The 20,182-nt window shown below is 64.9% G+C and carries 12 protein-coding genes and 2 CRISPR repeat arrays; of the genes, 3 read left to right on the top strand and 9 right to left on the bottom strand.

From position 1 onward, the window contains the following. Positions 1 to 13: 13 nt before the first annotated feature. On the bottom strand, positions 14 to 1,858 hold the full coding sequence (asnB, locus tag BOX37_RS13475; RefSeq protein ID WP_071927942.1) for an asparagine synthase (glutamine-hydrolyzing): 1,845 nt from the start codon (positions 1,856 to 1,858) through the stop codon (positions 14 to 16). A gap of 955 nt (positions 1,859 to 2,813) precedes the next feature. On the opposite strand from asnB, the gene BOX37_RS13470 reads away from it, so the two are divergent. Together BOX37_RS13470 and BOX37_RS33960 are read left to right on the top strand one after the other, a co-directional pair. Next, on the top strand, positions 2,814 to 3,221 hold the full coding sequence (locus BOX37_RS13470) for a RidA family protein (protein WP_071927941.1): 408 nt from the start codon (positions 2,814 to 2,816) through the stop codon (positions 3,219 to 3,221). Positions 3,222 to 3,381: 160 nt separating this feature from the next. Continuing rightward, positions 3,382 to 3,852 carry a hypothetical protein gene (locus BOX37_RS33960; protein WP_156910389.1) on the top strand — a complete coding sequence of 157 codons (471 nt, stop codon included), beginning with the start codon at positions 3,382 to 3,384 and terminating at the stop codon, positions 3,850 to 3,852. Between the two features lie 1,161 nt (positions 3,853 to 5,013). Then, a CRISPR array of direct repeats spans positions 5,014 to 6,630; the repeat unit is 29 nt; unit sequence GGGCTCATCCCCGCTCGCGCGGGGAGCAC. Positions 6,631 to 7,700: 1,070 nt separating this feature from the next. On the opposite strand, the gene cas2e is transcribed toward BOX37_RS33960, so the two are convergent. From cas2e to BOX37_RS13430, 8 genes are read right to left on the bottom strand one after another with little or no spacing between them, the layout of a single operon-like run. After that, on the bottom strand, positions 7,701 to 8,075 hold the full coding sequence (cas2e, locus tag BOX37_RS13465; RefSeq protein WP_071927940.1) for a type I-E CRISPR-associated endoribonuclease Cas2e: 375 nt from the start codon (positions 8,073 to 8,075) through the stop codon (positions 7,701 to 7,703). Beyond that, entirely contained in the window at positions 8,069 to 9,031 is a 963-nt protein-coding gene (gene cas1e, locus BOX37_RS13460) for a type I-E CRISPR-associated endonuclease Cas1e (RefSeq protein ID WP_071927939.1), read from the bottom strand. Before cas1e ends, cas2e begins: the two co-directional genes overlap by 7 nt. After that, a complete protein-coding gene (gene cas6e, locus BOX37_RS13455) occupies positions 9,028 to 9,714 on the bottom strand; it encodes a type I-E CRISPR-associated protein Cas6/Cse3/CasE (protein ID WP_071927938.1) in 687 nt (228 codons plus the stop codon). The genes cas1e and cas6e overlap by 4 nt, the downstream gene beginning before the upstream one ends. After that, on the bottom strand, positions 9,714 to 10,421 hold the full coding sequence (cas5e, locus tag BOX37_RS13450; RefSeq protein ID WP_071927937.1) for a type I-E CRISPR-associated protein Cas5/CasD: 708 nt from the start codon (positions 10,419 to 10,421) through the stop codon (positions 9,714 to 9,716). The genes cas6e and cas5e overlap by 1 nt, the downstream gene beginning before the upstream one ends. Continuing rightward, positions 10,418 to 11,542 carry a type I-E CRISPR-associated protein Cas7/Cse4/CasC gene (cas7e, locus tag BOX37_RS13445; RefSeq protein ID WP_071931469.1) on the bottom strand — a complete coding sequence of 375 codons (1,125 nt, stop codon included), beginning with the start codon at positions 11,540 to 11,542 and terminating at the stop codon, positions 10,418 to 10,420. The genes cas5e and cas7e overlap by 4 nt, the downstream gene beginning before the upstream one ends. Before the next feature lie 5 nt (positions 11,543 to 11,547). Beyond that, the gene (gene casB, locus BOX37_RS13440; protein ID WP_084759617.1) at positions 11,548 to 12,201 is read right to left on the bottom strand and encodes a type I-E CRISPR-associated protein Cse2/CasB; all 654 of its coding nucleotides are present in this window, start codon (positions 12,199 to 12,201) and stop codon (positions 11,548 to 11,550) included. Then, positions 12,198 to 13,826: a type I-E CRISPR-associated protein Cse1/CasA gene (casA, locus tag BOX37_RS13435; protein ID WP_071927936.1), complete on the bottom strand. Its 1,629-nt coding sequence runs from the start codon at positions 13,824 to 13,826 to the stop codon at positions 12,198 to 12,200. Before casA ends, casB begins: the two co-directional genes overlap by 4 nt. Continuing rightward, positions 13,823 to 16,579, bottom strand: coding sequence for a CRISPR-associated helicase/endonuclease Cas3 (locus BOX37_RS13430; RefSeq protein ID WP_071931468.1), 2,757 nt, complete (start codon positions 16,577 to 16,579; stop codon positions 13,823 to 13,825). The genes casA and BOX37_RS13430 overlap by 4 nt, the downstream gene beginning before the upstream one ends. Before the next feature lie 440 nt (positions 16,580 to 17,019). Then, a CRISPR array of direct repeats spans positions 17,020 to 18,511; the repeat unit is 29 nt; unit sequence GGGCTCATCCCCGCTCGCGCGGGGAGCAC. Between the two features lie 464 nt (positions 18,512 to 18,975). On the opposite strand from BOX37_RS13430, the gene BOX37_RS13425 reads away from it, so the two are divergent. Next, positions 18,976 to 20,169: an IS110 family RNA-guided transposase gene (locus BOX37_RS13425; protein WP_071927935.1), complete on the top strand. Its 1,194-nt coding sequence runs from the start codon at positions 18,976 to 18,978 to the stop codon at positions 20,167 to 20,169. Positions 20,170 to 20,182: the final 13 nt, after the last annotated feature.

The raw sequence follows: 20,182 nt of genomic DNA, 5'->3' as shown, positions 1-20,182 counted from the left end.
CGACCGAAACAGGTCAGGCGAGGGCGCTCATATCGACGTCGTACTCTTTGATCCACGCGTTGGCGCGCAGGATGCTTTCCGTCCGAAGACGTTTCCAAGCGCCGGTGCCCGCGGCATCGGTGCCGTTGACGATCGCCTGGGCCGCATCGACGTTTACGAACTCTCGGATCGGCTCGTCGGCGCCGGTCAGCACCTGCTGGAGACCCTTGCGCAGCATGTCGTCGTATCCGGTGTCGAGTGTTGCGGGAAAGGCTGATTTCGGACGCGTCAGGACCGATGCCGGCAACAGATCACCGGCTGCGGCGCGCAGCAGCCACTTGCTCTGGCCCTCGCGCTGCTTCATCGACCACGGCACGTTGAACAGGTACTCGATCAGACGGTGGTCGCAGAACGGAACGCGGACCTCGAGTCCGACCGCCATGCTCATGCGGTCCTTGCGGTCGAGCAGCGTGCGCATGAATCGCGTGACGTCGAGATAGTTGATCTCACGCATCCGCGCGTCCAGCGGCGATTCGCCGTCCAGGCGCGGGGCAGCCGCGATACCCTCCGCGTACATGCCTCCCAGCCGTTCGAACATGCCGGTGCGCGACAGCACGCCGCCGTCGAACAGGCTGAACGGTCCGGGAGTTCCCTGCAGCACCTGGAACGCCATCCACGGATAGATGGGCACGTCGAGCACCTTCTCGTCGTGCACCCATGGGTAGCCGCCGAACACCTCGTCGGCACCTTCGCCTGAGATCGCCACCGTGCAGTGTTCGCGCACCGCCTGGAACAGCAAATACAGCGAGACATCCATATCGCCCAGATGGTTCGGCAGGTCCCAAGCCTGCAGCACCCGCCGCCGCACCTCCGGATCGCACAGCGCCGAGGTCGGGACCTCGATGCCCTCATGCCTGCAGCGGACATACTCGACCACGTCTCGGATGAAGGGCGCGTCCTCGGTGGTGCGCAAGGCGTCCACCCCGGCTTCGAAGAAGTCTCCGTGGCCGACGAAGTCGATGGAGAACGACCGCACGGTGTCGCTGGCGGAGTTCGACCGCGTCGCCAGCGAGGTCAACAGACTCGAGTCGATGCCGCCGGAGAGCAGCATGCCGATCGGCACGTCGGACACCAGCTGGCGCTCCACGATGTCAGCCAGCAGTGCGCGGACCTTCTCCACCGTGGTGTCGAGGTCGTCCTCATGCGGCCGAGCAGTCAACTCGTAGTAGCGCTTGCACTCGATGCCGGCGCGGGTCACGCGCAGGAACTCACCGGGCTGCAGCTCTTTCAGCCCCGCGAACGGTGTATCGCCTGACAAATTCGCCTGCAGCATAAGGAAACTGGTGAATCCGTTCAGGTCAACCTTGCGCTGCGCGGTGGGGTTGGCCAGAATCGCCTTCGGCTCGGAGCCGAACAGGACACCGTGCGGCGTCGGGTAGTAGTACACCGGTTTGACGCCTACCCGGTCGCGAACCAGAAGCAGCTCCTGGCTCCGCCCGTCCCAGATCGCGAACCCGAACATGCCGTTGAAGCGATCGATGCAGGCAGCGCCCCATTCGATATAGGCTCGCAGCACTACCTCGGTGTCGCTCTTCGTCGTGAACCGGTGACCGGCGCCTTCCAGTTCTGTACGCAATTCGCGAAAGTTATATACCTCGCCACTGTAGGTCAATGCGACGTCATCTCGAACCATCGGCTGGATGCCGCCCTCGAGATCGATAACAGACAACCGACGATGCCCGAGTGCGGCATGACGGGAAATCCATACGCCGCCGGCGTCCGGGCCACGCCTGCGCATTGTCTCGGTCATTCGCTCAATAACTGAACGCTGCGACTCTAGATCAGTCGAGAAGTCAACGACTCCCGCAATTCCGCACACTTGAATTAACCTCCGGAGATATAGCTATCGCCCACGGGAAAAGGAATGGGAGTGCATCCACAAAGCGATATCGGCCATCCACGAGAAATTGAACAGCGCAATATGTCGATGCGAACCTGCCTGTCAGACAGGATAATTCGGTGCTCAGACCGCGATCCGTGGTTCCATGGACGCCCCGATCGACCATTCCAATCAGTTCGGCCTTCATCTCAGCGAAACGCACACCTGGCACAACAAGAGTCACCGCTGAGCGACAACGATGTCACCCCGACTCGGTACCACCCGCAGGTTGTCAGAAGAGCTTCGCCACTTCGCGAATGCAACTGGTCACAAACATCAGACTCCCTCCCCCATCAGGACCTGGGACTCAAGCTATCCGCTCGATCCGTACCCGTCAACCGGAATGAACTCGGAGTAGCTACCTCCACATAACCGCCCACTTCAACCATTCGAAATAGCGGCTGCCTATCATCGAATATCAGCGCTCACTGTCGCATCTGCGATCGAGAATTAGCCATGTGTATGCCAGGACAATTCAACCTGGCCAACTGCACAACGAAAGGCCGCGGCGCGCAAGTTCGCGGAGCCGATCACCATCGGGCAAATCACTGAACGCCCTCCCGCCCCGTCGTCCAGCGACTCGATGCACCCGCCTCGCCGAAAGATCTCCCTAGCTGCAGCGACGCTCGAACCCCCCTCCCCGCGAAGGCTTTTCACCACCACACCGCAGCGATGCCTCCTCTCGATCAGCTGTCCAGAAGGTAGCCTGCCCCCAGCATCCACGGCGACGACCGGCATCGCACGCGACGTCCCACGAATTCCGTTGCCGCCCAATATGGTTACGCACGGAACCTGACGGCCACGGTTCGATGTGTCCGATGGCGCGGACGTTGGGCGATCGCTATGTTGGGACGTGCCACGCGAAGGCCGCGGGTGAAACGTAGGAGGAACGTTCATGGTTGTGAAGCTCGTCAACCCCGAATGCCTGTCCAAGCCGGAGGTCTACCGCCAGCTGTCGATCGCGCAGGGCTCGAGGCTGGTTTTTCTGGCGGGTCAGGTCGCTCGGGATGCGGACGGAGCCCCGGTCGGTGCGGGAGATTTCGCCGCGCAGGTCGAGCAGGCATACCTGAATGTGGGCCTCGCGCTGGCTGAGATCGGGGGCTCGTTCGATGACGTCGCCAAGCTGACTATCTACGTGGTGGACTGGAACGAGGCGAAGTACCCATTGCTCGGGGAGGGTGTCGCGCGCGCTGCCGCCCGGCTGGGCGTGGATCCACTGAAGCCGATCACTCTGATCGGCGTCGCCGCACTCGGCGAAGCGGACATCATGGTCGAGGTCGAGGCCACTGCCGTACTGGACTGACGAGACGTTCACTCGGGTTCACAAATGCCCGAGCGACCTAGCGTGATCGGCTGACGCGCGGACTCGCGTCAGCCGATCACGAACGCCACCATTGGCATCGCGGCGATTTCGGTGCGGGCGAGCACCAGTCCACCAGCCCGTCTGGTGCGAATCATTCTGTATGACAGTCTATCTCAGGCACGGTGTGCCCCTTGAAGGCTATCTGCTGACAAGTCAGGACCATCGCAACCAGGAACAGTCCGAGCAGATCGGGCACTGGGTAGCCGAGCAGACTGCTCAATGGAAGGCAGAGGAAGCCGCCGACCCTCAGCTCAAGGAGGCAAGGCGCATCACCGTCCAGACCCTGACGGTGATGGCGTCACAGAAAGCACCCGATCGCGGACTCATCCGATGGCGACTGCGGCTTTACTGCGATCACATCATCGAGGCGACGAGGCACCACACCATCGACAACCCTGTATCGGCAGGCGGCACTGCCACCTGGTGTACCTACTGTGGCCGCGACCCGGTTGTGATCGTGGCCTACGAACCGATCTGCCTTGAAGCGAAGGCTGCTGAACCAGCTGATACTACGGTATCAACACCGCAACTGAGACGGAGATGGCTCGAAGCACAAACCCGGCCGACGTGACCGGTACGGGATGCGGTTCCGAACGACCGGTAGTGTCGGCGCCCTTCCGTCGCTCACAGCCTGTTCCCGCACCTCCAACCAGCGGTGAGTATTTCGCCGCATCCGGCGGCTTCACGGGCGCCGAATTTCCCGACAGCCAGGATCTGGCTGACGAGCCCAACAATCGTCGCGGCGCGGGGCCAGTCCTCGGGAACCGTGACCTGAAGCGCGCCCGGTGCCTCGGCCTCGGAAGTGACCTCGCGAAACGATGCGTCGACACTATGACCGGCTTCCAGAAGTTTCGGAACACCCAGACAGCGCGGCGGCAGCCCGCGACCACGCTGCGGCGCTAGCGCGATATACCGATGACCGGCAGACGCCGGGGTGAGCTTCCACCTGCTCCAGAAGATCGCGGGCCACGCTGACAGCCGGACCACCGAGCGCTACCTCCACCCGGATCAGCGCGAGGTCACCGGGGCGGGCGACAAGCTGTCGAACCACCTACGGTCCCGTTCTGGTCCCGCTCTCCGGGTAGTGGGAGAGTGAGAAAACCCCCTCCGACCAAGGTCAGAGGGGGTTTCCTTCTGTCGGGCTGACAGGATTTGAACCTGCGACCACCTGGCGCGCGTTCCGGTTGCCCAGACCTCGCCCACTAATGCCCAATAGTACTCAGCACCAGGCTTTTTCACGAACCGACACTTCTGAACGATTCTCGTAATTTCGCATTGATTCCGGTCAAAAGTGTGGAGTTTCTGTGGGGCGCTCCCAGCTTGCGCAGGCAGCACGGCCGAAATGCCGCCGATGACCTTCCGTGAGCCAAGCTCATCCCGCTCGCGCGGGAGCACGCCGGGCGCGATCACGTCCGCACGATCCAGCTGGGCTCATCCCCGCTCGCGCGGGGAGCACGACCTGTCGCGTGCGCCGGTGTAGTTTGCTGGAGGGCTCATCCCCGCTCGCGCGGGAGCACTGGACACCGACTGTCCTGCTCGAGGCCGGCCCGGGCTCATCCCCGCTCGCGCGGGGAGCACTGATCGTTGGAGAGCTTCTCGCCGTTGATGTAGGGCTCATCCCCCGCTCGCGCGGGGAGCACAGCACGTTCGGCTTCGACACCAGCTCGCAGACGGGCCCTTCCCGGTCGCGCGGGGAGCACGTCCTTCTCGCACACCGGGCAGCAGCCGCGGAGGGCTCATCCCCGCTCGCGCGGGGAGCACGTTCCCTCCGGTCTTTATCGCCTACTTCAACAGGGCTCATCCCCGCTCGCGCGGGGAGCACAGGGCCCACCAACCTCACTACCCCGTAACAGAGGGCTCATCCCCGCTCGCGCGGGGAGCACCCGGACAACCCGCGCCAGCGGTTCCTGTGGATGGGCTCATCCCCGCTCGCGCGGGGAGCACCAATCTCGCCAACAGCACGTTGGACTTGGAGACGGGCTCATCCCCGCTCGCGCGGGGAGCACTCGGCGACGCCGCGAACCACATCGTGCCCGCCATGGCTCATCCCCGCTCGCGCGGGGAGCACTGCAACGGATGGCCGTTCATCGGCACCGCACAGGGCTCATCCCCGCTCGCGCGGGGAGCACGACCCGTTGGTGAACAGGATCCGCATGTCGTTGGGCTCATCCCCGCTCGCGCGGGGAGCACAACACCTCGTCGAGAACGTCCGGATCGAAGTAGGGCTCATCCCCGCTCGCGCGGGGAGCACTGCTCATCGAGTTTGGTGCGGCGCAACGCGCGGGGCTCATCCCCGCTCGCGCGGGGAGCACCACCTGCGCTCCATGATCGTGTCTCATACACGGGGCTCATCCCCGCTCGCGCGGGGAGCACCACCTGCGCTCCATGATCGTGTCTCATACACGGGGCTCATCCCCGCTCGCGCGGGGAGCACAACCGCGGCGACGTCCCGATCTGGTGGTACGGGGGCTCATCCCCGCTCGCGCGGGGAGCACGGTGCGCCGTCCGACCCGGAACTGATCGACGCGGGCTCATCCCCGCTCGCGCGGGGAGCACGTGACGCCAATCGCGGTCAGGTAGGCGCGATGGGGCTCATCCCCGCTCGCGCGGGGAGCACCCTGGCCGGTATGGGTGTGGGGTTCGCACTCGGGGCTCATCCCCGCTCGCGCGGGGAGCACCTCGACGGCATCCTCGACGACGTCTTCCTGGCGGGCTCATCCCCGCTCGCGCGGGGAGCACTCGGCGAGAACACGCGCCCACGTCGAGACGGCGGGCTCATCCCCGCTCGCGCGGGGAGCACCTCCGGGGCCTCGGGCGTCGCGTCCGGCTTCAGGGCTCATCCCCGCTCGCGCGGGGAGCACATAGGCGATATCGGTACCCGCCACATCATCGGGGGCTCATCCCCGCTCGCGCGGGGAGCACGCCAGATCATCGATCCCCGAAGGGACGTGCGGGGGCTCATCCCCGCTCGCGCGGGGAGCACAGGAAAGCTCTCGCTACCTAGCAGTTTGAGAACGGCTCATCCCCGCTCGCGCGGGGAGCACTTCGTAGACGATTTCATTGCATCGGGTGAAACGGGCTCATCCCCGCTCGCGCGGGGAGCACTGGAATCCAGTCCACACCATCTCCTCTGTGTAGGGCTCATCCCCGCTCGCGCGGGGAGCACCAGACCGCGGTCGATCTCCTTGCCGCACCCGGGGGCTCATCCCCGCTCGCGCGGGGAGCACAGCGGGTCACCGATACGCCACCGGCCCGGACCGGGCTCATCCCCGCTCGCGCGGGGAGCACCTCGCGCAACATCGAGGTCAGCTTGGCGGCGCGGGCTCATCCCCGCTCGCGCGGGGAGCACACTAACTGACCTGCATATTCACAAGAGCAAACCTCCAAATCACATTCACTTTCAAACAAGACCCTCACGACACTCCGATCGCCGACCATGACCAGTTCAATCCGGCTCGTCGCAGGCCTCGCCAAAGCTGCGGAGAAGCCGAAGTGCTCCCTCGCTGACGTAAGGAGCACTTCACGCCTTTTGAGCGTTTGCGACGTTGCTGGCATTATCCCCGCTCGCGCGGGGAGCAGGACATGCTCACGCCCTCGACCGATGATCCAGCAGGGCTCATCCCCGGATGCCGGGGAACGGGACTCGCTGTACGACCCCGCTTCAAAGTACCGCTAGGCATGGGTCGAGCCCATCCCGGCCCGCGGTTCGTCAACACCTTGCGAGTTCGGCGGTGTCGGCGGGTTCGCTCCCGCCCCTGTTCCGAGTCGAACAAGCGACCGTCCTCGCAATTTCGAACCTGGTGACAGCTCACTCATCAACGTCCTGTGGCATAGCAAGTCCATCGAGAACGAGCGAGATGACGAGGCACCGAATCCCGTAGACAGCCTCTCGTCCAGCGACTTGCCCGGCGATGCAACACAGCCACAGTGCGCTGCCAATCACCCACATCGAGAGGGGATTCACCAGCAATTCGTGCCAAGAACCATTAGCTCGCCCAGAGCCGGAAAGCATCCACACACCCGCTGAAACGAGAAGGCACCCAGCTGACGCCGCGAGATTCAGCACAAGTCGGCGCGCATAGATGGGTGGCGAGATCAGGGACCCTCTCAGAACCGAGGGCCCACGCCCGAGTGGTGGGTGCTGCATGTCCATCACTTCTCCTCGCCCGAGAGCGGCAGACATGCCGACCCCCACAATGTTGCAAAGCTGCCTTCACCGAGACGCGCGCTGCCACTGCCAGACCACCGCCGACAAACGGGATCGTGTCGCGAGCAGGTCCAATGATTCAGCACTTACCAAGGTACGCCGGCAAGGCCTGACTACGCAATCGCGATAGATCCAATTCTGCTGCAGTACACCAGGTCTGAGCCGCCCAGAGGACAAAACTCTCAACGGAAGTGCACGCTGGGGCGCAGCGGTCAGCCTTGGCTGCCTGGCTCCGAGCGTTTGCCTTGATGTGCCCGGCGGTATCGGCTCGCCTTGCTCCAGCCTGGCCGCGCACCTCCGGCTTTCGGGTCACCGGTGTGGGGTCGGAGCATGAGGTGGATTCCGTCGATGTCGATCGGTTTCCAGTCGTGGCGGTGGGTTTTGAATGCTAGGCGTTGTTCGCCGCGTGTGGTGTGGATCATGATGGCACGGCCGTCTTTACAGAGTTCGAGTACCCGTTGCCAGGACAGGTCACGTACGCGGGCGCTGACGACACCGACGAACACGCCGGGGCTGACTTCGAGGAACCAGCGGGTCAGGTGCCCGCGTAGTCCGGCCGGACACGCGGTCAGGACCAGAACTACCACGGCGGGTCCTCCTCGACATACGAGATGCCGGCCGCGACGTTGCCTTTGCGGTCCCACAGTTCCACGACATCGCTGTCCCATTCCTCGGCGTCGCCGTGACTGTCGGGTAGCAGCAGCGTGTAGATGTCGGAGCAGCAGCGTGCCAGCAGGTTTCCGGTATGTACCGCGTCGCGGACCGCGCGGCGGGTGACTCCCCCGATGTCGTCGCCGCCTTCGGCTTCGACGGTGGCTGCGGCGTCGAACGCGGCGGGAATGGCGTATTCGGCCTTGTAGAGGTCGGCGAGGTCGAACACGAAGGAACGTTCGTGGCCTACGTGAACGAAGCCCAGACCTGGCGAGCAACCGAGAGCGACGATCACCGCGTGCGCGACTCCGTACAGGCAGGTCGTTGCTGCCGAAAGTGCTTGGTTGACGAGGTCGGAGCTGGCGAAGTCGTTCGGGTTGTAGTCGCGCCGTTGCCATTGGATGCCGGTGCGCGCCGCGTGCTCGCGGTAGATTCGGCGGACACGGGCACCTTCGCGGCCCCGTAGTTGCTGCATGGTCAGCCCGGCGACGTTCTCACCAGGAAAACGCATCTCATACATTCGCCGTGCGATCCGCAGGCGGCTGGCTTGGTTGGACACGGCCGCTGCTTGGGCTTCGAGCAAGCGCGAGCTGCGGGCCAGTGATCGACCGTGCGCGTAGTACCGCACGCCCTGCTCTCCGACCCAGACGACGGTGGATCCGCTCTCGGCGAGCAGCATCATCGCCTGATGGGTCACGCGCGTGCCTGGGCCGAGGAGCAGGGCGCCGATCGTGGCCGCCGGGATGTGGACGACTCCGCGTTCGTCGGTGGAGGTGATCGCGTTGGCGTCGCGGTGCACGGTAGCGCGTTCGATGTAGATGAACGACAGTCGATCTCGTGCCCGTACGAGTTCGCCGATCCGTGGCGGTCTCGTTCCGGGGATGTCTTTCATGCCGGTGCCAGGGTGATCAGCCCGCAGCCGTACCCTTTCGCGCGGCCGATCCCGCCGACCAGCGCGGCGCGCAGGCGCTGCGGGTCGGTGACCTGCAAGGTGCCTTCGAACGTTGCTGTCGACAGTGACACCGTGTGGGAATGGCGTTGGAAGGTCACCGATCTGCGATCGGTGATGATGACGTCGGGTTCCTTGCTGTCTCCGCTGGCGCATTGCCCGAGTTCGAAGCCGTGATCGGTTGCCTTGCGCTGCAGCCACTGCAGTTGGCCGTCAGCGTCCAGGCCCGTGGTGCGGCCACGCTCGGCCGGGTTGTTGATGACACGGTCCATCGCCCGGCGCACCGGGTTGGCGGTGAGCCGGAAATGCCATCGCTGTCCGGCGACGAGGTCATCGAGCAGGCCACGGTAGTCGCGGGTTGCCCATGTACTGGTGGTCGGCCAGCCTGCTTGTTCGATGATGTGGGTGAAGTCCGGCCGGGTCGGTGAGACGGCGTAGAGATTCACGCTGTTCTCTGCGCGGTCGATTCGCCACAGGACCCGGCCTTCATCGGTTGCGGGGTGGTCGCTGGTGTCGTCGGAGGGGGCGAAGGACGACAGCACTGCCGCGTGGGTGGCCTGGGGTGAGGTGAGGAACCGGCGGGTGGCGGCGCGGGCGGGATTGAGCGGAATTCGCGACAGGTACATCAGGCGCCTCCCAGCGCAGCGAACGGGTCGTGGCATGTGGTGCCCTCGGGGTTGGTGATCTCGACCGCGCCGCTGACCACGCAACGCCACCCGTATTCGCGCCGCTGCGGATCAAAATCCACGGGCACATCACGGACCCGTTCCTGCAACGCTTCATCCGGATCACCGGGCAGCAGGTCACGATAGATCGGCAAGTGCATCGTGGTGGGCTGCCTTGTTCGGTACCAGCGCGAGGCCTGCCACGGGGTGGCGGCCAGTGCCTCGGGCAAGGACTGGTCTTCGATGTCGCCGATGATCAGCGGCTCGGTGACCGGGCACGATCGGCGCCCGAGGTAAAGGGGGAAGGTCGGCGCTTGTAGCGCGTCCCGGATGCCGTACAGGAGCTCACGATCGCCGTGGATCGCAGCCACGAACACCGCGTCGGCAAGGTAGTACCGGTAGGACAGCGGGTAGGTTTGACGACCGTCGAGACTGCGCGCGACCTGGAAGTCCCGCACAAGGCTGCCCTGCTGGTCGATACGGACCCCGAACCCGAGCCGGGTCAGTTCGTCTTCGATCGGGTCGGTGCGGCGGCGGCCTTTGGCAGCGCAGATCAAACCCAGCACACCACTTTTGGACGGGTACTGTTGGGTTTCTCGGCGGGTGAACCGGCTGGCCACACCCCAGGACTGCAGGGGTGCCGCGAGTTTGAGCAGCAGGACACTCACGATGCCCCGCCGAGGGCGTCACGCACCTGTGTGGCGACCTGATCGACCACCGAGGTCAACGATGCCGGGGTGGCGAGTTCGGCGAGGACCTCGAGACCGTTCGCGGCGACAACAACATAGTTGGTTGCCTCGCTGCTGCCGTAGGCGGCTTCCAGTGCCCGGTAGCGTTCGAGGAGCTGTTTGGCTGCTCCGGCCGAGCGGGCCGTGCCCAGCGCATCGACCGGTGATTCGAAGGCTGTCACCAAGTTCACCGGCTGATCGGTCCGCACGCTGATCACGACAGCATCAGGCAGCGTGCGGTTGGCGAAGGTGTTCTGCTTTCCGGTGGGCATGCTGCGCACGAACGCGGTCAAAAAGTTCGCGACCGCGACCGTGGTCGCTTCCTTGTCGCCGAGGTTGTTCGCGAGCTGGTCGACGTTGACGGTGGCGTACCGGTAGAGGGTGGAGGAGTTGAATTCGACGACACCGATCATCCCGGCCCCGGCGTTGTCCTCGGGTGCGCGGTCGTCGACCGCGGTGAAGTAGTCGAACTCGTTGTTGACCGAGTGCACGCTCAACGCATGGGCGACCTGGGCGGCGGCGTCGACGTTGAGATCGGTGGAGTCTGCCACCATGCGCCCGAACAGTGCCACGTCGATGCTGTCGGCTCCGTGGGCAGCGGCTTTGGCCGCTGCCTTGTCCGTGGTCCCGGTGTGGGCGGCATCGATCGCCAGCTGGGCGAGGCGATCGATCTGGGTCGCGCTCAGAAACAGCAGATACTTCGACTGTTCGAGCTGATCTGCCGGGTCGGCGGGCTCTTCGTCTTTGCCCTTCTTCTTCGCGGTGGGCTTTTCGAGTTTGATGCCTGCGTCTTTGATCACGGTCGCGGCTGCGGCAGTCGGGTCGTCCACGGCGTCACCGATGCGTTCGGCGACCAGTTCCACGACCCGCTTGGTGCGCACACCCAGCGTCGTGGGGTCGACCAGTTCGCCGAACATCTTGCGGGTGGCGCGTTTCCACGCCTGGCTCGATACCCGCGCCCTGCGTACGCCGCCGTAGACGGCGGTCTTGGGGCTGCCGGTGTCGTCGCGGTTGATGTTGGACGGGGGGACCGTCTGCAGAATGTGGATGTCGACGAACATGCGGGTCACTGGTCTTCTCCGGTTTCTGGGGTAGCAGAGTTGGTGGTCGATGTCGGGTTGCGGTGGTAGTCGCGGCCCCACGAGAGCAAAACCCGGTCGGCGTATCGACTGGTCTCGAGCTTGTACAGATCCACCGCGAGGCGCGCGTAGTCGAGCGGGATCTGGAACGCACGTAGCTGACCAATCAGCCCACGCAGATAGGTCAGGCGTGCGTCATGATCTTGGGCGGTACCGATCACGTGGAAGCGCGACCGCACCGCGTCCTCGGCCCCGGCCGACGCTCCGAGCCGGCGCACCGCCCGGCCCAGGCTGGTGAAGTCGCGTCGATGCATCGGTTGCACACGCGACTGCTGGTGCAGTGCGTGGACCGTCATCGCGTCGTAGGCAGCCATCTCCCAGGCCGTCGGTTCTGCCTCGGCATCGCTCGGACCGCGATCAGAGAACCCGCCGGGCGAGGCGGGCAGACCGTCGAGGGTCAGTGCCCACAGCTCCGGCAGCCGACCGGGCGGCGCACCGATCCCGCGACGCAGCTTGGCCATATCGGCCAGCGCGCTGCTCTCACGACGAAGATAGGCAGCTTGGCGCCGCGAAATACCCCGGTGGATGTACTCTTCCAGTGGCTCGTACCGGGTGGTGGTGGTCGGTTGTGTCGAGGTCATGGAAGGTCTCCGTCGTCATCGGTAGGTGCGAATGCGCCCGGGACGGCCTTGCGAAGCTGGGCCCGGTATTTGATTGAGGCAAGTCCCGCATCGAGCCAGCGGTCCTCGACCTTGCGTCCGACCCATGCTGGCTTACCCGCGGCGCTCATGGCGTCGGCAGCGAGTTGGTCGATGATCGGAAACACGACCTGATGCCAGGCGCGGAGCTGGGTGTCGAAGGTGTCGTTGCGCGGATCCAGCCCGACCAACCATCGCCGAAACGGTGCTTCCAGCGCGAAATAGCCTTCCTCGCGTGCCCTGGCACGAGGCCCGTCCGCGTCGCCACCAGCCGCACGCGTGAGGTTGGCGACCAACCAGCTCAATGCCGATACCGCTTCGTCCGCACAGTCCACGGCCCGCACCGCACACGAGCGCAGAATGCGATTGGACAACAACCCGACACGGAAACCGATGGTGTCGTCAACGACCTCACCGATAACGGATTGCTGGTTGATGTAGTGCATACCGACCGCGTGCAACCGAATCGGATGGGTTGCTTCGAGAACACCGTCTTCAACCAACCGTTGGGCCCAGTGCACGACACCGGCGGTGATGTTGTTGCCCGCGGTCGACTCAGTGGTGGCGAGGTCGTTGAGCATCGAGCTCATGCCGCGCCACAAGGACCGTTCCGGATCGTGGGTGCGGGGATAGTGCCGGGTTTTGCCGGCCTTCTTGGTTTGGATGTCGCTGTAGCGCCACCCGCTCATCGGTTCGAGTCGGTGCTGGTTGAACGGTTCGAGTGGGTCACCGTTACACAACACGACACCGGTGACCTGGTTCTCGTCGGCTACCAACCGGATTCGGCGGCTCTGCCAAGTCGCCAGGTCCGCGGGCCCGGTCGGCACCGGGTTTGTGCGGACCCCGGGTCCGTCCGGTTGTCGTTCCCACGCCGGGACATCGTCGCTGCGATAGCGCTCGCCGTTGGTGTCGAGCAGAACAAGGTTCAATAGCAGCGTTTCACGCAACGTCGCGCCCTCGAGGAACACCCCACCCAATGCGCCGGCGAAGCCGACGCCGATGGGATAGCCCTTGTTGTTCTTCACCCGCGGATCACCGACCGCGCCCGTTTTGATGCCGGACGGGTCGAACCCGTGAGCGTGGACCAACCACCGAGCAGCCTCGGCGAAGTCGATCTGCTGGAGATGACGACCAGCACGGGTGGTGAAGTACTTGACTCCGTTGGGCACATCCGCGATCAGCTTGTCGAGCGGGCCGACAGTGTCGCCCGCGGCCTTGAGTCCGGCGACCTGGAAGAACGGTTGCTGCGCGTCGAACAGCTCGAAACGCCCGCGGTGAGTGTCGAGGTAGCGATCGATCTCAGTAGCCGGCAGGCTGTCGCACTCCCACAACGATGACCACACATCCACCGCCATGCCGGGCCTGTCGGCGATGCTGCGACGCAGGATCGCCGACAGGACGCGCAGAATCGCGAAAGACTGGGTGGGAACCTCACCGACGATGCCGGATAGCTGCGATGCTCGATGTAGCACCTCGCGAATCGCGAGCAGTTCTACCTTCGCCGACCGGTCGACCACCTGGATCCAGGGGTCCTCGATGAGGTTCAATCCCGCCGTTGCCGTCGTCATGTGTCGGTGCTCGTTTCCTTCTTCGGTGTCACTACCAGCCCTAGAATGGGGTCATAGGCCACGAGGTATCCGGCCAGCTCGGTACTCAGATCCTCGTCTAGTTCCAAGACGAGCTCACCTGCCAGCCAATGCGATTGCTGCCACCCCGGATAGAACGTGTCCTCGAGCGTTCGCAGCACGACGTTCATCCTGTTGTATCGGGTCAGAAACGGTGGCAACCGGATAGTGCACTGCGCCAGCGTTTTCGCCAGCCGTGATGGCGGGCAAGCATCGGTGGGAACGACATGGCCGCCCACCTCGGCAACAGTCGGTAGTACGCGGACCTCGTCACCGACGCGCTGGACAACGACCGCTTCGATGCTGTCTTCGGCGTCGCGGACCTGCGCTTGACCGCCGACGCCGTCAGCGTCGTCGCGCACCCCGGCGACCAACCAGTCACGAATGGTCAGGTTCTCGGTGTGTGACGGGCCGAGCAGATAGTCACCTGCTCGCTTACGTTGATCGGACATCTGCAGTGCCCACTCCGACTCCGCATCTGCGAACATCTCTTCCCACCCCTCAGGAGCATTGAAGCGTTCGCGATAGGCGTCCGAGACCAAGCCGGGAATGTCAGCCGGAATGTTCACCCCGGCCGAGCGCACACCGGTCAGCACAGCAACCGCACGCAGCAAACGTGCTCGGCCGTAGACCTTTTCGCATCCCTTGTCCAGCTTCGGGGGCACAGCTCCCCAGTCCGCGCCGCGGACCCAGCAACGCGGACTACTCACCGAATCGGGTCGGCCCGAACGCACGTGGCGGTGCAGTCGACCGATTCGCTGCAAAATCAGATCCACCGGCGCCACATCGGTCACCAGAAGATCGACATCGATATCGAGGGATTGCTCGATCACCTGCGTGCCGATGACGATCAGCCGCTGCGGCCGATCACCGCCACCCGGCGGTCCGAGCAGCCGACGCAACCGCCTCTCATACCGTGCACGATCAACCGACACGAAACGCGAATGCAGCAGCAGCACCTCACCGGCGTCGAACCGCCCTTCTGCGGTCATCACCCCATACAGGTGTTGAGCCCGGGCAACGGTGTTGCACACCACCCCCGCCGTCCCGCCCTGAGAAAGAACCTCCGCTAACCAGCTGGTCAACAACTCATCGTCGTCGTCGATGAAATCGAGCTCGATACCGTCGATCGACCGCCCCGACGGCGCCACCGCACAAGACAACTCAGTATGAGGCCACACCGAGATCGCGGGGTAACCCACAACATCGAGCGCAACAGGCTCGGCCACCTCTGGTCGACCACGCCGATAGGCATCCAGCAGGGCACCACGCTGCGCCGGCGGCAACGTCGCTGACAGCAACAGCACCGGAACCCGGTACGCGCCCAGCCATTCCAGGACACGACACAGGTAGGTCGACATGTAGCTGTCCGCGGCGTGGACCTCATCGATCACCACAACCTTGTTCGCCAACCCCAAGTGCCGCAGCATCACGTGACGTGTCTTGAGCCCACCTCGCAACACCTGATCGATTGTGCCGACAACAAAATTCGCCAGCGGCCCCTTCTTACCGACGAACCAACCATGCGCCAGCACGGCACTGTCTTCGCAATCGGACCCGATATCGACAAAGCTTCGCTGCTTCAGCTCGGTGAAGTCCTCGTTCAACGCCGATTTGCCGTGCGCCAACACCATGCTGCCCGGACTTCCCGACACCGCGTCCACCCACTGCCGCACCCGAGCGAACATCGCATCCGAGGTCGCCATCGTCGGCAACGCCACGAACACCCCTCCAGCACCGAACCTTTCAGCAAGAACTTCGGCGGCAAGCAGAGCAGCTTCGGTCTTGCCCTCCCCCATGGGAGCCTCGATGATCATCAACCCCGGCTCCGGCAACTCACAGGCGACCCGCAGACACTGCTGCTGCAGTGGCCGCATCGGATCATCACGAGCGAACCGAGACCGAAACAACTGCTCGCTCGCAGCCGCAGAATCCGTCGCTGCTCCGACCGGCGACCAGGCGGCAGGTAGACCGAGCAGCTTCCACGCTTTCGCGGCCTCCACACTGGACGCACGCTCACTGTCCAGCGGAAACAAGTCTTGGTTACTGGCGATCCAGTCGGTCACGATCACCGCCGCCGTCATCAGCACCTGCTGCATCGTCGACAGCCGCACCGTCGCCCAGCCTGCAACACGGTCCGCCGCACCCGTCCGATCAGTCACCAACGCTATCAACTCGCAGCGAGCAGCCTCCCACTCCGGCCCACCCCACAACGCGCGTCCACCGTTGGTCGCCGCCTGGATCTGCCCCACCGTCGGCGGAACACCGTGGTGGCTGCCGACGACCACCGCATACGTCGACGCCACACGCTTCGACCACCCCAAAGCGACCAGGTACTTCTCCACGGCTATTTGCCCAGCCAAACTATGCGGCAACAACTTACGATCCACCGGCGCCGCTGCCACCGACAACCCGTGGCTATGCATCCGGTCGAGCAACTCCGGGACCTGACAAGCGAAACTCGGAGTCAACTTGCCAAGGTCGTGTATGCCCGCCAACCAACAGAACAACACTCGCCCATCCGGCAGGCCCCCCGGTAGACCATCGGCCAACAACGACCGGACATGGCCTGGCAACCAGTGATCCCACACCAGACCAGCTACCGCCGCCGAATCAGCAGAATGCCGAAACAGCGACAAACTGCCACCCGCCCGATCACTCTTCGCCCACGCCGACAACACCGCCGACGAAACCATCACGCCCCCTTCGCTAACCGTCCGATCAACGCGAGAGCCGACCCTACCCATACCCACCGACAACTACACTCCCCCTTCAAAACTCGACCGAACTCCTGCTACCACAAACCTGCTCATGAGCAGGCGACCAGGCCTTGCTCTGAACGGCCTTACTCAAACCACCATCACGGCGCGAGCTCACAAGAAGCCCAGTTTGAGCACCTCTCGACTCGGAAGTCACAGCTCTCCGCCAACGCTTCACCGGGTCCAATTTCGCGGCAGCAGTGTGTCCATCCGCACCGAGTTCTGATAGTCAACCCACCTAGACCCAAGGATGCCGAGCATTGGAAGCCGCGCGCCCCGGTGGCGGTTGGTAGGCTCATCCCCGCTCGCGCGCGGTGATGTAGGGGCGCGCGTCGCGGGGAGCACCCGACCGTCGCCGACGTGCAGGCGTGGCCCGAGGGCTCATCCCCGCTCGCGCGGGGAGCACCGGAGTGGTGCAGTGAGCAGGGCGTCGGGCTGGGGCTCATCCCCGCTAGCGCGGGGAGCACTTCCTGCCGATGATGGAGGTTCGCCAGATCCAGGACTCATCCCCGCTCGCGCGGGGAGCACGTGTCGGCGTAGTCGATCAGTTCCTGGCCTGAGGCTCATCTCCGCTCGCGCGGGGAGCACTGGTCGATGTGCCACATCAGCGCCCCGGCGGGGGGCTCATCCCCGCTCGCGCGGGGAGCACAGCGCTGCGTCCCAGCTCTTGGATTGGGCCTCGGGCTCATCCCCGCTCGCGCGGGGAGCACCGGGTCGCCTTCGGTCCGCGCAGCGGGCGCCCGGGCTCATCCCCGCTCGCGCGGGGAGCACACTTCGTCTCGCAGGTGCCCCAGCACGTCCCGGGGCTCATCCCCGCTCGCGCGGGGAACACCCCGAGGGAGCTACGTTCGACGCCATCGCTCCGGGCTCATCCCCGCTCGCGCGGGGAGCACGTCATCCAGTTCGTTTACGACTGGCAGGACGCGGGCTCATCCCCGCTCGCGCGGGGAGCACGTCGCACTGTTCGTTGATCCACAACGCTTGCTGGGCTCATCCCCGCTCGCGCGGGGAGCACCTGTCGCCACGCGAGATCAAGGCGTTCGCGAGGGGCTCATCCCCGCTCGCGCGGGGAGCACGGGCTGCTGATCGAGGAGCTCGGCCTCGTCCGGGGCTCATCCCCGCTCGCGCGGGGAGCACCACGCCGCATCGCACGATCCCGGTCAGCAGGTGGGCTCATCCCCGCTCGCGCGGGGAGCACCGCTACTTCAACACCGAGAGCGATTTCAACGCGGGCTCATCCCCGCTCGCGCGGGGAGCACGAGTCTCCGATGAACACCAGCGAGCTGCTGGCGGGCTCATCCCCGCTCGCGCGGGGAGCACTACCAGCCAGGCTCGCCCTCGGTGGGCTTCTTGGGCTCATCCCCGCTCGCGCGGGGAGCACACAGTCCTCCATGAACGCGGCGAACCAGTCCTGGGCTCATCCCCGCTCGCGCGGGGAGCACAACAGTTTCTACAAGGAGTTCGCGCCCGAAGAAGGCTCATCCCCGCTCGCGCGGGGAGCACCACTTCCGAGCGCGCCTCGGGGTCGTCCAGCAGGGCTCATCCCCGCTCGCGCGGGGAGCACCTCGAAAGCCCATACGGCCGTGGTGGTTCGGGGGGCTCATCCCCGCTCGCGCGGGGAGCACTCGGATGGCTAGATCTGCCGGAGTGCTCGACGGGGCTCATCCCCGCTCGCGCGGGGAGCACAGGGCGCGGTTACCCCTGGACATGCCGCTGACGGGCTCATCCCCGCTCGCGCGGGGAGCACGTAGTGAGTTCGAAACCAGTAGTGCCACAAATGGGCTCATCCCCGCTCGCGCGGGGAGCACCGCCTGTGGGACAAGGTCGAGGGCGGCTACCAGGGCTCATCCCCGCTCGCGCGGGGAGCACACCAATTGACCAGCACCTTTATAGCGCAACCAACCGATTCTCATTCACTTTCGATCCCGTCCTCGCCCTCTCGGCTTCCACCGTCACCCCGACGCCGAGCGCGACGTTCAGGACTCGCCCAGAGGCCAGCCCGAAGCCAGTCGAACCCCTGCACCCCCCACAAGCACGCAGGGTCGCAACCGCGGCAGGCCCGCATCCCGTCATCGTAGGCGACCAACTCGACGACCCGGTTCCCATCCCATGCGATTTCCCGCTTCCTTGGAGATGTGCACCGACCCAGGTTCAATGCCAATGCCGTCAACGTACGGTGTTCGCGCTGGCAAGCGGCTATGACGAGGTATGGATCTGATCTGATGGGGACAGGGCCGCTACATAGGTCTCTTCGTAACGTGGGTGCCGGGCGTTGACGCTTCGATCGGTGACCGTTTCCGCCAGCGGCTTCTCACTCGACGAGGAAACACGAAGTGACACAGGCATACGCCGTGTTCTGCGGCATCGATGTCGGCAAAGGCGAGCACCACGCCGTGGGCCTGGACCCGAACGGCAAACGGCTCTTCGACAAGGCCTTGCCCAACGACGAATCCCGACTGCGGGCAGTGTTCGACCAGCTCGCTACCCGAGGCCGGCTGTTGATCGTGGTCGATCAGCCCAACACCATCGGCGCCCTGCCGGTCACCGTCGCCCGCGCCTGCGGCCACGACATCGCCTATCTGCCCGGACTATCGATGCGCCGCATCGCCGATCTCTACCCGGGCCAGTCCAAGACCGACGCCCGTGACGCCCACATCATCGCCGGCGCCGCTCGCACCATGCCCCACACCCTGCGTCGAGTCGACACCGGCGACGAAACCCTGACCGAGCTCGGTGTCCTCGTCGGGTTCGATGACGACCTTGCCGGAGAAGCGACCCGCACCAGCAACCGAATCCGCGGCCTGCTGACCAGCATCCACCCCGCCCTCGAACGCGTCCTCGGGCCACGCGTTGCGCACCCGGCCGTGCTGGAAATCTTGTCTCGTTGCGGCGGTCCCGAAGGAATCCGGGCGGCCGGCCGCCGCAAACTCACCACCATCGCGACCAAACACGCGCCCCGGATGGGCGCGCGGTTGGTCGAGGAAATCCTGGCCGCGTTGCCCGCACAGACAGTCGTCGTTCCTGGTTCGCGCTCCGCCGAGAGTGTCCTGCCGAAACTCGCCGACTCGTTGAAAACTGTTCTGCTGCAACGGCAACAGGTCGCTGTCGATATCGAAGAGATGTTGGCCGATCACCCTCTTTCCCAGGTCCTGACCTCGATGCCGGGCATCGGAGTCAGGACCGGCGCCCGCATCCTGCTCGAAGTCGGCGACGGCACCGCTTTCGCCTCGGCCGGCCACCTCGCCTCCTACGCCGGCATCGCCCCGATCACCCACCGATCAGGCAGCTCGATCCGCGGCGAGTTCCCGTCCAGATCGGGCAACCACAAGCTCAAACGGGCATTGTTCCTGTCCGCGTTCGCAGCCCTGCACGATCCCACCAGCCGCGCCTACTACGACCGCAAGAGAGCAGAGGGCAAGAAGCACAACGCCGCTCTCATCTGCCTTGCCCGACGACGCTGCGACGTCCTCTACGCGATGCTGAAAACCAAGCAGCCCTACCGAACACCCACACCGATTCCGGCTTGACGCAGACCACAGC

The organism is Nocardia mangyaensis (assembly GCF_001886715.1).
Lineage (GTDB): Bacteria > Actinomycetota > Actinomycetes > Mycobacteriales > Mycobacteriaceae > Nocardia > Nocardia mangyaensis.
The sequence above is the reverse complement of the archived record's forward strand: the minus strand, read 5'-3'. Positions and strand labels throughout refer to the sequence as shown.